This is a genomic window from Bacillus sp. JUb11, assembly GCF_024807925.1.
Taxonomy (GTDB): domain Bacteria; phylum Bacillota; class Bacilli; order Bacillales; family Bacillaceae; genus Bacillus; species Bacillus altitudinis.
The window spans coordinates 482,760-496,520 of the sequence record NZ_JANUEZ010000002.1 but is presented as its reverse complement, the minus strand read 5'-3'; the positions used below and the strand labels follow the sequence as shown (position 1 = coordinate 496,520).

The window sequence follows — 13,761 nt, the reverse complement described above, 5'->3', positions numbered from 1 at the left end:
CGATACAAAGACATGAGGTGAAAAAAATGAAGAAAATCGTCGTTTTACCGTTCTTAATACTACTACTAGGTATCGTGCTCACAGCATGTGGAACGGCTGAGCAATCCTCAGGAGAAAACAAGACAAGCAGTTCAACTCCTCAGGTGCTGGAAGAAAAAGCTGAATTTATTGGAATGGCTGATGCACATACAGTCGAAGTAAAAAAAGTGAATACGACCTTAAGCTATGAATTTACGGATAATTTTAAAGATGTATTAAATGAATTTAAACCAGGTGACAAAGTAGAAATCTCTTACTTTATCAATGACAATGGTCAAAAAGAAATTCAAAAGATTGAAAAACAGAAGTAAAAAAAGATGGGCGGGATGAACAAAATTGAAGAAAACAGGCATTACACTTATCGTTCTCATGACAATGACACTATTAATTGCACCTTTTCAGTCTGCCATGGCCAGCTCGACAATTTCAGTGAAATTGTCTAATTATATAGGAAACAAAACAAGCATGGATATTTCAACAACTGGGGAATACAAGCTGTCAGGATCCAATGTTGCTGTGACGAAAAGATATGAGGGGAATAATAGATACGAAGTAGCCAATAGTATTGCTGATTCTGGCTGGAAGAATCCATCAACTATCGTTGTCGTAAATAAGGATGCTTTCGATCATGCAATGACCGTTTCTCCATTGGCTTACAAATTAGATGCACCAATTCTTTATTCTGGTGCTGCGAAGCTAACAAAAGCAACTGAGAACCAAATTAAAAAAATGAAACCCGATAACATCTTAATCATTGGGGATACAAAAAGTATTTCGTCTACAACTGAGAAAACCTTAAAAAAGTACGGGAAGATTAGAAGAATAAGTGGAAAAGATAAATTTGAAATATCTCAAAAAGTAGCCAAAGAGATGGGGAGTTATAAGCAGGCAATTGTTGCTGGCGGGGCTTCCTTTATGAATGGGACATCCATGATCTCTTATGCAGCTAGAAATGGGTATCCAATCTTATTAACAAAGAAAAATTCAATTCCGACTTATAAGATTCCTAGTAAGGTAATTGTAGTTGGAAGTACAAAAAGCATTAGCGAAAAAGTAGAAAAACAATTAAAAAAGACATCACAAGTTACACGAATCAGTGGTGAAAATCGCTATGAACTTTCTGTTAACATCATCAAGAAATTAAAGTTAAATGTAGATAAAGTATATCTTGCTAAAGGTTCTAGCTCAAAATATGCAATTCCTATGTCACTTTTAGCAGCGAAAAACAATCGTACTATGATTTATGTCAAAAAAGATTCTTTCTCTTCTTCTTTAAAGAAACTTTTAAAAGAAAACGGCACACATACATATCATATAGCAGGCAGTTCAAGTGTGCTTTCAGATACGCTCAAAAACGCTTTAGCCAAACAAGTCTATCTGAAAAAAAATCAAAACTACCAATTGAATATTTCTAACGGAAAAATTTCATTAAAAGGTATTAAGACATATAACACAGTAAGAGTTGTTCCTGAGAAATATTCAACCAAAAATGTCCTTCAAATCGCAGGGAAGCCTTACTTAGGGAACATCAACTTTGCTATTGAATCAGGATATATCAGGCCGACTAATGAAAATATTCCATTTGAAGACTATCTAAAAGGTGTTGTGCCAAACGAAATGCCTGCAAGCTGGCATGTTGAGGCATTAAAAGCACAAGCAGTTGCCGCTAGAACGTATTCAGTGAAAAGTATTGGAAAAGTCGTACCTGATACAACAGCCTTCCAAGTATATGGAGGATATAACTGGTACACAAATTCGACAAAAGCTGTTGATGCCACAAAAGGCAAGGTTCTAAAATACAACAATCAACTTATTTCAGCCACCTATTATTCTAGTAATGGTGGATACACTGAGGCGAGTGAAGAAGTATGGGGAAATGCACTGCCATACTTAGTCGCCAAGCAGGACACAAAAGATCCTGTCAATGCGTGGACACTGAAGTTGTCTAAAAAGCAATTAGGCACTACGTTGACTGCAAGTACAGCAGCTTCTGAGTGGTCTAAGGCAAAAGAAGCCAATGCTGCCGACCTTGCTGGTTTAAAATCATGGCTGTTGAAAAATAAAGAAACAGCTGCATCTGACATGAGAATTGCATCTATTTCAAGCCTGACATTCTCAGGAAAAACAAAAGGTCAGCGTGCGAAGACCGTTTCAATCAAACTGAATTACCATCTGAAAAACAAAACAGGTACGTATACAGTGAACAAAAGTACAACGGCAAGTATGAAAATGACAGAGTTTAGAACAGTCATGGGCGCAACAAAGGTGAAAAGTACGTTTGCGTCAGTAAAGAATAATACAAATGATTTCACGATTTCAGGAAAAGGTTATGGTCACGGCATTGGGATGAGTCAATACGGCGCCAAAGCTAGAGCTGAATCTGGAAACTCGTATTCTTCTATACTTTCGTTCTACTATCCAGGTACAAAACTAACAAATTATTAAAGTTAAGGGAGGACACAGAAGATGCGCTCAATGATCAAAACAGCCATCCTCAGCCTCATCGCCATTTTCATTATTGTTCCAACAACTTCGGCGGACAATTCTGTATCACGAATAGATGGGGGAAATCGTTACTCTTTATCTGTCAATGTGGCGAAAAAAGGTTGGGGAACAGCGAATACCGTTGTGCTAGTAGGGAAAAAAGCTTACGCTGATGCAACAGCAGCTGTCCCTTTAGCGTATCAACATAATGCGCCAGTTCTTTTTACAAATAGTAAAAACCTTTCATCAGAAACGAAGAAAGGATTAACGTCATTAAAAGCGAAAAATGTGATTGCGATTGGAACGACGGCAAGTGTTTCAAATAATGTCATCAATCAAGTAAAAAAACTAGGGATTTCAACAAAACGAATTACGGGAAAGAACAGATATGAAATCTCTACGAATATTGCAAAGCAAATGAAAAAACCAGCTGGTGTAGTGGTTGTAGAAGGTCATTCGTATGCGCATGGGATTGCGATTGCGCCATATGCTGCACAAAAAGGTTTCCCAATTTTATATACAGATAAAAAGGGACTTCGTTCTGAAATTTCAACTTTCGCAAAAGCTAGTAATATTAAGCAAACAATTGTGATTGGCGGCGAATCGTATGTTACCAAAGCAGCATACAACAAGCTAAAGTCGCCAACGAGAATAAAGGGTGCTAACCGCTATGATATTGCAGCAAAGATTGTGACTAAGTATAAACTAAGTACGAGCAATACGTATGTTGCGAGAGGCTTTGGTTATGCCTCTGCACCTGTAGCTGCTGGCATTGCAGCGAAAGAAAAGAAAGCTCTTTTATTAACAAATGAGAAAACTTTGCCTGTCCATACTCGGTCAATTATCGGCAGTAAAAACATATCGAAATTCACAGTAGTCGGAAATTCAACGACAGTGACGAATACTGTAGCATCTCAATTAAAGAACCCGGTTGTAGGTAAAAAAGTATTCCTTGACCCTGGCCACGGTGCTCAAGATTCTGGTGCTGTAGGATATGGTCTTTATGAGAAAAATTTAAACTTAGACGTAGCGAAGAGAGTGAACACTAAACTGAAAAATGCTGGTGCACTCACTACCATGTCAAGAACATCAGACACATTCGATAGTCTTCAAACACGGGTGAGCAAAGGTGCGTCAGCAAATGCAGATATCTTCATCAGTGTCCATGCGAACTCAAATGATAACAGCAGTGCAAATGGAACTGAAACGTATTATGACAAAACATATGCGGCCACAAACAGCTTGAAGCTCGCGCAAAATATTCAGCCTAAAATGGTCAGTGCATTAGGCACAAGAGACCGTGGCGTGAAGACAGCTGCCTTCTACGTCATTAAATATTCTAAGATGCCAAGTGTTCTCTTAGAAACTGGTTTTGTTTCCAGTCCAGTTGATTCAAATATTTTGAAATCCGCTACTTATAAAGATCGATTGGCGTCAGGTATTTCAAGCGGTGTTTCAGGCTATTTTAGATAAGAAAACATACAAATGAGGGGTGCCGAAGATACACCTCTTAGGCTGCTCGAGAAACGACTCTCGGCAGCCTTTTTTCAAAAGTACATGAAGTGTTTCCTGGGTTCCATGATGAAGGGTTCAAAACCAAGGAGGTTGACTTCATGCGTTCTTATATCAAATGTTTTGTTTTAATTGTGGTTTCACTATGTTTATATGCACCATCAGCATTTGCGCAGCACAATGTATCGAAGATTGAGGGAAGTAATCGATATGAGGTGGCAGTTAACGCTGCAAAACGAGGCTGGTCGACAGCACCTACAGTTGTTTTAGTAGGCGGTGAAGCTTATGCTGATGCGCTAAGTGCTGTGCCGTATGCCTTTCAGCAAGGAGCCCCAGTGCTGTTAACGAATACTAGCAGTCTATCAGGTGCAACTAAGTCAGGTCTTCAGCAGTTGAGAACGAAGCGTGTCATCATTCTTGGCGGAACCGCAAGCATTTCTCAAAAAGTCGTAGCGCAGCTAAAAGCAATGAATCTATCCGTATCGCGAATACAAGGAAAGAATCGATATGAATTGGCGGCAAACGTTGCTAAGCAAATGAAGAGTGTTGATACAGCTGTGATTGTGAATGGTTCTGCTTATGCAGATGCTGTGGCGATTGCTCCATATGCTGCAAAACAGGGCTTTCCTATTTTATTAACCGATGCAAAAGGGCTGCGGCAGGAAACAGCCAATCTATTAAAAAGCAAAGCGGTGAAACGGACGATTGTGATTGGCGGGGAAACAAGTGTCAATCAAGCAGCCTATCAAAAGCTGCCATCACCCGCGAGAATCAGCGGAGCCAATCGGTATGAAGTGGCAGCCCAAATTGCGAAAACATACCCGATGAAGACAACCCAAACGTATATGAGTAACGGCTATGCATATGCCGATGCGGCAGCTGCGGCAAGTACGGCAGCCAAGCAAGGGCAAACCCTTCTTCTTACAGACGCTCAATCAGTGCCAGATGCGATTCGTCGTGTCATTGGGACTAAAAAGATTTCAACATTTACAGTGTTGGGCGGAACATCAACCATACGAACCAGTGTGATCACACAGCTGAAAAATCATGTGTTAGGTGAAACCATCTTTATTGATCCAGGTCATGGTGCGCAGGATGCTGGAGCGGTAGGAAATGGGCTGTTTGAAAAAAATGTTAATCTGGATGTTGCGTTAAAACTGCAAGCAAGGCTCAAACAAGCGGGTGCGCTGACGGTCATGTCTAGAACATCTGATACATTTGATTCCTTGCAAACACGTGTAAGCAAAGGGTCACAGGCTGGTGCGGATGTGTTCATCAGCATCCATGCCAATGCAAATGATAATAGCGCTGCAAATGGAACAGAAACGTATTATGATGCGACGTATGCTTCGGCCAATAGTTTAAAGCTGGCACAAAAGGTACAGCCCCAGATGGTGAAAGCCCTTGGCACAAGAGATCGCGGTGTGAAGACAGCAGGATTCTACGTGATCAAGTATTCAAAAATGCCCAGCATCTTGCTTGAAACGGGGTTCATAACCAGTCCGATTGATGCCAGTATATTAAAATCAACGACTGCCAAGGAGCGGCTGGCTTCAGGAATCGCAGCAGGTGTATCTCAATATTTTGAATAAAATAGATCGGATGAATGATATGTCAAGTTAAAAATACATTTCATTTCAGGTTATTTTTGTTATAATCGAAACATAGAGGGTGGATTTTTCACGTATTTGCCTTCCAATGACAGCAAATCGACAAATCATGAAGAGGTGACGATCTTGAAAAAATTAATCACAATGCCGTTTTTAGTTTTACTTCTAGGTGTAATGCTCACAGCATGCGGCACATCAAATCAGTCAAACGATAACAATACGGATAACAGCAAAAAAGAAACAACTGAAGCAGCAGATCAAAAGAAAGAAAATGCAACAGATGAAAAGACGGAAGACAAGTCTGCAAGTGAAAAAGCAGATGATGAAAGCAAAGAAACAGCTGCTCAAACAGAAGACCAAGCAGGTCAATCTGATGAAGATGCAAAAGAAAGCTCAAGTAAGGAAATCACAAAAGAAGAAACGACAAACGATCAGTCAAAAGCTGAATCTAAAACAAAAAAAGAATCTACAACGAAGAAAAATGAAGTCACCAAAGAAGGCACATATGTCGGTTTGGCTGATGGACATACAATTGCTGTCAACATTGATGGAAAAGAAGTAGCCATTCAATTCGGAAATACATTTTCTAAACAAGTGAACAGCCTAAAAGAAGAATCAAAAGTGAAAGTAACTTATACAAAAGATGCAAACGGAACGCTTAGACTGAAGACGATCGAATCCGTAAAGGCAAAATAAAAAAAGACACGTAGACCCGCAGAAATGCGGGTCTTTTTTACGTTTAAAAGGGCATAACTTGATATAAGGGCACATTCTTAACACACTTTTACAAGACTTAACAGCCCATTTACATTTGCTTAATGTTGCTCTGCTAAACTGACTTTCATAGAACATCTCTTTACACAACAACTACTTTGAATGGTGAGGTGCAGGTCAGTGAGCGCAGAGAAAGCGATGAACCTTTACAGAGAATATGAAGTGAGAAGAAACCACTCTTTTGCTTTAACAGAACATATGGTTCGATATTTATTTGCAAAACGTTTCATAGATGTTGTGTTCTCGTTCATCGGATTGATGTTGAGTACGCCAATCATTTTACTGTTTGCCCTTTTAATTAAGCTAGAAACACCAGGGCCAGCCTTTTATATGCAGGAAAGGGTCGGAAAAGACGGTGTCTACTTTAAATTATGGAAGCTCAGATCGATGAGAACCAACGCAGAAAGCGGAGGAGCGAAATGGGCGCAAAAAAATGACCCTCGTATCACCAAAGTGGGGGCATTCATCAGAAAAACAAGAATTGATGAACTGCCGCAATTTATCAACGTGTTAAAAGGAGAAATGAGTATTGTAGGTCCACGTCCTGAAAGACCAATGTTTACTGCCGAATTTAATCGGACGATTCCAGGCTTTACAAAAAGACTGACAGTGAAGCCGGGGCTGACTGGTCTTGCTCAAGTAAATGGGGGATATGAAATGAGTCCAAGTGAAAAATTATCACACGACTTACAGTATATTCAAAACTTGACATTTTCTCTCGACACGAAGATTATGGTAAAAACGTTAAAAGTCATCGTGACTGGTGACGGAGCCAGATAAGTAAAGTAGGGAAGAGAAATGGCAAGTATGAAAAATCGCCTGCTGGGCGGAGCAAAATGGACAAGCTTGTCCGCATTGATCATTACCATCATCCAAATTGCACAGTTCGCCTTTTTAGGAAACGTAATGTCACTGAAAGAATTTGGACTCGTTGGCATGATCACAACTGTCACAATATTTACACAGATTTTACTTGATCTAGGCATCGGTGCTGCGATCATTCAAAAGGAACAAACGACGGAACGTCAATTATCTACATTATATTGGATCAACTTGCTGACGGGAATTCTCTTGTTTTGTGTATTGATCCTCGCAAGTCCCTTGATTGCCGCCTTTTATGCCAGACCTGAGCTGGAAGGCTTGCTCAAGTTATTATCAATCATGTTTCTCATTGCACCAATTGGTCAGCAGTACCAATACATGATGCAGAAAGATTTAGCCTTTAAAACCTTAAGTACGATTGAGACGATAGCGACGATCATTTCGCTGATTGTTCTACTTATCCTAGCCTTTTTTATCAATCCAATTGTGGCCTATGTGATCTCTCAAGTGCTGCTTCAATCAGGAAAAGGTCTCATGTATGCAGCGGCTTATTGGAAGAAGTGGCGCCCAGCATCCGTTTTCGCATTAGGGGAAGTGAAAGAGTTTTTCTCCTTCGGGGCTTTCCAGCTTGCGTCAAGACTCGTCAATCGGGCAGGCTCAAACATCGACATGATTTTAATAGGACGGTTTCTTGGAGCAGAAGCTTTAGGGATTTACAGCCTGGCTTATCAAATCGTCACAATTCCGGTGCTGAAAATTAACCCGATTGTGACGAGAGTGGCTTTCCCAGTTTTCGCAAAAAGTCAGCGTGATCACTCTAGGCTGCGTGAGGGCTTCCTCAGCATGACGAATATGCTTGCACTCATTAGTTTTCCACTACTCATTGGTCTTGCTGCCGTATCAGATAGCTTTATAGAAGTGGTGTTTGGAGAGAAATGGCTAGTGGCGGTCCCGGTTTTGAATATTTTGTGCATTGTCGGTCTACTCCGTGTGCTGATGAATCCAAATGGTTCCATCCTTCTTGCGAAAGGGAGAGCTGACTTAGCATTTTATTGGGATACAGGCATGCTCATCGTATATGGATGCGTCTTATATGCAGGAGTCCATACTGGCAGTCTATTGACTGTAGCTTGGGTCTACTCAGGGGTCAGTCTGCTGAACTTCATTGTCGGCAGGTGGCTGATGGCTTATGTCATTCAGCTAGATATGAAGGTGTATGTAAAATCACTCGTAAAGCCTGCTGTCATGACGTTGTTAATGGCCGCCTGCGCAGTGACTGTTCATCAAGGGATGAAGCTGACATCAGCGGATATACTGCTTCAATTACTACTGACGATTGGTTTAAGTGCGGTTTTATATAGCTTGCTACTTGTCAAAATGTATCCGCAGATGGCAGGGAAATTATGGAGAAGAGGTCGTTCGTCATGAAGGTGCTATGGCTGACAAGTGTATATCCTAGTGAAAAACATCCAAGTGAAGGCGTCTTCCATGAAACGCAAGTGCAGGAGCTGGTCAAACAGGGCGTAGAAGTGAGCGTGATTTGTCCTACTCCTGTCAATCCGCCCATCTTACGGATGCTTAAAGCTTCCTATCGTCAGAGAAAAGATCTTCCCCAGCAGGAAGTGAGGTGCGGCGTGCCGGTTTACAGACCGCCCTATACAGCGCTGCCTGGACAGCTAAAATGGGCTCAGCCGAGTAAACGAATCGCAGCTTCTGTCCTGCGCACAATGGAGCGTTATGAACTGTCACCGGATTTCATCCATGCGCACTTTGCCATGCCGTCTGGCGGCGCAGCAGCTGTGATCAAAAAGGAAGCAAACATCCCTTATCTTCTGACCTTACACGGCAGTGATGTGAACGTCTATCCAACCTATAGCCAAGGGGCGCTTGCCGCCTTTAAAGGAGCAGTAAAACAGGCGTCTGCTGTTCTCACAGTGAGTGAAGAGCTGGCAAAGAAAACACATGACATGACAGAGGTGGATGCACAATGCCTCCCGCTTGGAATTCCGCTCAAGTCATTTTCTAGAACACTGGGGGATCAAACAGCCATCAGAAAGCAGATTGGTTTACCACTTCACGACAAGCTCGTCGTTTTTGTCGGCCGTTTAGTCAAAGAGAAAGGTTTGCTTGAATTAGCGGAAGCTGTCAGCGGGATGGAGGGTGTAAAAGCCGTCTTTGTCGGAAAAGGACCCCTCGCAAAGGAGCTGGCCGAACGGGCGGGAGAATCCATTATACTCCCGGGGCAGGTGCCGAATGAACAAGTCAAACATTATTTAATGGCAGCTGACCTGTTTGCCCTTCCATCCTACAGTGAAGGAATGCCGACTGTCGTCCTTGAGGCGCTCGCTTTAAAACTGCCTGTCATCGCAACACGGGTTGGTGGTCTGCCATCACTATTTTCTACCTATCAACCTCTGCTCATTGAACCGCGTTCAACGAGTCAGCTAAAAGAAGCGATTCACGCTTATCTTTATGAAAATAGATGGAACGAGCAAGTGAAGAACGATCTTCACCACATCGTCCATACAGATTATTCATCATCACATAATGCTACGCTCCTGATTCAGCAATATGAAAAGGTGCTGAATCAATCAACATCCACCGTTTAAACAGGATGAAATGTGCAAAGACTGATAGATAAACAGTTTGGAACGACCAATATGCTTTTACTGAGAGGATGAAACATGTTGAAGAAAATTGCTGTGATTGGAACAGGATATGTCGGGTTAGTATCGGGTACTTGTTTTGCTGATATCGGAAATCGAGTCATTTGTTGTGACATCGACGAATCAAAAATCAACAGCTTAAAAAGCGGTCTCGTTCCAATTTATGAACCGGGCTTAAAGGAATTGATTGAGAAGAATACAGAAGAGGGAAGATTGTGTTTTACAACCAATATTCCCGCTGCAATTCGAGAATCAGAGATTATTTATATTGCTGTAGGAACACCAATGACACCTCAGGGGGAAGCGGATTTAACATTCGTGAAAGCTGTGGCTCAAACGGTTGGGGAACACCTGAATGGCTACAAAATCATCGTGAATAAGAGCACAGTGCCAGTTGGAACAGGACGTCTTGTTCAAGCCATTGTTCAAAAGGCTTCACGCAGTAAATATCCATTTGACGTCGTCTCCAATCCAGAGTTTCTACGGGAAGGTTCAGCTATTCAAGATACGATGAATATGGAGAGAGCGGTCATTGGCTCTACAAGCGCACATGCATCCACGATCATTAAAAAATTGCATGATCCGTTTCAAACAGAAGTAGTTGAGACCAATCTAGAAAGTGCAGAAATGATTAAATATGCGGCAAATGCCATGCTCGCCACAAAAATCTCATTCATCAATGACATTGCGAACATTTGCGAGAGAGTTGGTGCTGATGTGGAAAAAGTCAGCGAAGGCGTTGGGTTAGACAGCCGGATCGGGCATAAATTTTTAAAAGCAGGCATTGGATTTGGTGGTTCTTGTTTCCCAAAAGATACGATGGCTCTTCTCAAAATTGCTGAAACAGCTGGCTACAAGTTCAAGCTGATCGAATCTGTCATTGAAACAAACAACCACCAAAGAGCCCATCTTGTCAGCAAACTGATGAGTGTGTTCGGTGATATTAAAGGAAAAACGATTTCTGTTTTAGGGCTCGCATTTAAACCAAATACAAACGATATGCGTTCAGCCCCAGCACTAGATATTATCCCAATGCTGAGAGAGCTCGGAGCTTTTGTCAAAGCCTATGATCCAATTGCTTATGTAGAAGCAGAAAGAGAGCTTGGCCCGCAGGCGGTCTTCAGCAATGATCTCTATGAAACAGTGAAAGATACAGATGCTTGTCTCATCTTAACGGAATGGGATGACGTACAGAAGATGGATAAGGATCAGATCAAGCAGCTGCTTCGTTCTCCCATTTTAATTGATGGAAGGAATTTGTTTGATCCAGCAGAAATGAAAGAGAGAGGATTTATTTACCAGTCCATCGGCCGCCCAGGCGTATGGGAAACAGAATTGGTATCGAAGGCACAATAATAGGGGGAACTTGGATGAAGAAAGTATTGGTAACTGGGGGAAGTGGATTTATAGGATCTCATACGGTAGAGGCTTTATTAGAGAAAGGTTATGAGCCCATCGTTCTTGATAACTTTTCAACTGGATCAAAGGAAAATATCGCTCATCTTTCCGTACAATGCATTGAAGCAGATGTCACAAAATCAGAAACGGTCGATTTGATCAAACACATTGCACCAGATTATATCATTCATCTTGCAGCGCAAGTGAGTGTAGCCGTTTCGGTTCAACATTTCGTCTACGACGAAGAGGTCAATATTAAAGGTTCGCTGCATGTGATCAAAGCAGCGGCTGAAGCCGGGGTGGAGAAAGTGGTGTTTGCCTCATCGGCAGCAGTCTATGGAGACCCAGTCTATCTGCCGGTCGACACAGCTCATCCACTGCAGCCTGGTTCACCTTATGGCTTGTCGAAACTGACAGTTGAACGATACTTACAGATGGCAAAATCACTCTATGATGTGGACTATTGTATTATGCGGTACAGCAATGTATATGGTCCGCGCCAAGACGCACTTGGTGAAGGCGGTGTTGTCTCAATTTTTTCTGATAAGTTTGCAAAGCATGAGGCACCTTTCATCTTTGGAAACGGGGAACAAACAAGAGATTTCATCTATGTAGGCGATCTAGCCGCAGCGAATGTTGCAGCTTTAACAGCTCAATCAAACGTTTGTTTAAATATCTCATGTGGTCATTCCATCACGGTGAATGAGCTGTTTCAAACGATGAAGCGAGTCACGAGATCAGATCTTGAACCGATTTATAAGCCTCAGCGTGCAGGAGATATTGTGCATAGTACATTGGAAAATGAGGAAACGAAACAAGTCTTAGCATGGGAGCCTGTTGTGAGTTTACAAGAAGGTTTGGCTCGTACCATTTCCTACTATGAACAGGAAGTAAAGGCTTAATCCCTCAAATCGGATGGGTTGCTTAGGAGGAACAAGGGTATGAGTGTGAAACAAACAGCATGGCAAATCATAATCGGATGTATTTTATTAGCAGCAGGTATCGGGCTTGTACAAATGGCATCCACGCAGCCTATCGGGTTAAAGAAGATGGTGGTCATTCCGGTTTTGATTGTGGTGCTCATAGCGGCTGCTATATGTATGAAGCTCTACATGAATGGTGAGCACATATTCATGTCAGCCATTTACCTTTTGATTGCATTAACATTTCTCAATAACGCTTTTTTCTCTATCAGTGCCGGATTCTTTAGTCTCTTTCTCTACCGCATCATGCTCTTGGCTGTCTTTGCTTTATTCATATGGCGGATGAGGGACAAAGGAACGTACATATCCCAGTGGCAGCAAATTCGCGTTAAAGGCATTCTTGGTTTTTTCGCTGTATGGTTTCTTTACGGACTCATCTCACTGCTTTGGGCTCATTCGGTCACAGACGGCCTGAAATATATGTCTCTTCTTGCGATGGGAATGGGTTTTGTCTTTCTTGTGGTCATGTACATTCAGCGAATGGATCAGATCGTGACTTTTTATAGTATTTGGCTAGTCATGACCGTATTTGTGATGGGAATCGGGTTCTATAATCACTTGACCTTGAACCATTTACCGAATACCTCATTGTATCTTGGACCAGCATACAAACAGCACTATCCTACAGCTGTCTTCTTTAACCAAAATGATTTTGCGACTTTTTTATCTATTAGCTTTTTCTTATATGTGGCGTGCATGCGCCAAATGAAAAATGGTTATATCAAAGCGTTCGGATTACTAGGAGCCATCTTAGCGCTGTATCTCATTTTGTTAACAGAATCGCGCGCCAGCTTGCTTGGCATATTAGCCGGAGCTACAATCTATGTATGGCTGTTGATGCCTCGCTTTTTAAAAAAGTGGTCCATCATGGCAGCAGGCGGGCTTGTTATCATCTGTATCGCCATTTTTTCAGCCAAAATCTATTCTGTCTTTTATGACTTGTTTCTCGCTTCTCAGGTCGCTCATTCTTTCAGCGAACCACTTCCGTCCAACATTGCCCGGGCGAATTTAATCAAAAACGCCTGGTATTTCTTTACGAATTCATACGGTTTCGGAGTCGGAGCGGGCAATGTGTCTTATTACTTAGCTCACTTTTCTATCTTTGATACAGATCAGGTCGTGGAAGTTCACAATTGGCTGCTAGAGGTGATGACGAATTTTGGGTTTGCCGTCATGCTAGGTTATATCTCAGTGTATGCCTATCTCATGTTCTCACTGTACAAACAATACCAATTGGCTGACACGAGATCAGCCAAGATGATCATTGAAGGTCTATTTGCTGCCATGCTGAGCTTTCTCGTCTCAAGTATCAGTCCGAGTTCGGTCTCGAATTTATATTTCCACTGGGTGTTTCTAGGTCTAGTGATCGCAGCGGTCAATATCATGAAAAATAAACAGCGCTTCAAGCCGTGGGCAAACGTGTGATGCTGAGTTTGTATGGCTACACTAGTGAAAAAGCAAATACGTCAATGT

The 13,761-nt window shown here is 41.9% G+C and carries 11 protein-coding genes; all 11 read left to right on the top strand.

Annotated elements, in window-relative coordinates:
* The first annotated feature begins 26 nt into the window (after positions 1 to 26).
* Positions 27 to 350 (top strand): hypothetical protein, encoded by a 324-nt coding sequence (locus M2369_RS05725; RefSeq protein ID WP_024719258.1) that lies wholly within the window; start codon positions 27 to 29, stop codon positions 348 to 350.
* A 25-nt stretch (positions 351 to 375) separates the two neighbouring features.
* The gene (locus tag M2369_RS05720) at positions 376 to 2,484 is read left to right on the top strand and encodes a SpoIID/LytB domain-containing protein (protein ID WP_160757754.1); all 2,109 of its coding nucleotides are present in this window, start codon (positions 376 to 378) and stop codon (positions 2,482 to 2,484) included.
* Positions 2,485 to 2,505: 21 nt separating this feature from the next.
* A complete protein-coding gene (locus M2369_RS05715; protein ID WP_259253541.1) occupies positions 2,506 to 3,996 on the top strand; it encodes an N-acetylmuramoyl-L-alanine amidase in 1,491 nt (496 codons plus the stop codon).
* Positions 3,997 to 4,136: 140 nt separating this feature from the next.
* Positions 4,137 to 5,627: an N-acetylmuramoyl-L-alanine amidase gene (locus M2369_RS05710; protein ID WP_163116073.1), complete on the top strand. Its 1,491-nt coding sequence runs from the start codon at positions 4,137 to 4,139 to the stop codon at positions 5,625 to 5,627.
* Positions 5,628 to 5,771: 144 nt separating this feature from the next.
* Positions 5,772 to 6,341 (top strand): hypothetical protein, encoded by a 570-nt coding sequence (locus M2369_RS05705; RefSeq protein WP_019743577.1) that lies wholly within the window; start codon positions 5,772 to 5,774, stop codon positions 6,339 to 6,341.
* Positions 6,342 to 6,539: 198 nt separating this feature from the next.
* Positions 6,540 to 7,199: a sugar transferase gene (locus M2369_RS05700; RefSeq protein WP_008348294.1), complete on the top strand. Its 660-nt coding sequence runs from the start codon at positions 6,540 to 6,542 to the stop codon at positions 7,197 to 7,199.
* An 18-nt stretch (positions 7,200 to 7,217) separates the two neighbouring features.
* Positions 7,218 to 8,669, top strand: coding sequence for a teichuronic acid biosynthesis protein TuaB (gene tuaB / locus M2369_RS05695; protein WP_205474742.1), 1,452 nt, complete (start codon positions 7,218 to 7,220; stop codon positions 8,667 to 8,669).
* A complete protein-coding gene (gene tuaC / locus M2369_RS05690; RefSeq protein WP_259253540.1) occupies positions 8,666 to 9,850 on the top strand; it encodes a teichuronic acid biosynthesis protein TuaC in 1,185 nt (394 codons plus the stop codon). The genes tuaB and tuaC overlap by 4 nt, the downstream gene beginning before the upstream one ends.
* 75 nt (positions 9,851 to 9,925) lie before the next feature.
* Positions 9,926 to 11,263 carry a UDP-glucose 6-dehydrogenase TuaD gene (gene tuaD / locus M2369_RS05685; protein WP_045033974.1) on the top strand — a complete coding sequence of 446 codons (1,338 nt, stop codon included), beginning with the start codon at positions 9,926 to 9,928 and terminating at the stop codon, positions 11,261 to 11,263.
* Positions 11,264 to 11,277: 14 nt separating this feature from the next.
* Positions 11,278 to 12,207 carry an NAD-dependent epimerase/dehydratase family protein gene (locus M2369_RS05680; RefSeq protein ID WP_045033975.1) on the top strand — a complete coding sequence of 310 codons (930 nt, stop codon included), beginning with the start codon at positions 11,278 to 11,280 and terminating at the stop codon, positions 12,205 to 12,207.
* Between the two features lie 39 nt (positions 12,208 to 12,246).
* The gene (tuaE, locus tag M2369_RS05675) at positions 12,247 to 13,713 is read left to right on the top strand and encodes a teichuronic acid biosynthesis protein TuaE (protein WP_045033976.1); all 1,467 of its coding nucleotides are present in this window, start codon (positions 12,247 to 12,249) and stop codon (positions 13,711 to 13,713) included.
* The last annotated feature ends 48 nt before the right edge of the window (positions 13,714 to 13,761 follow it).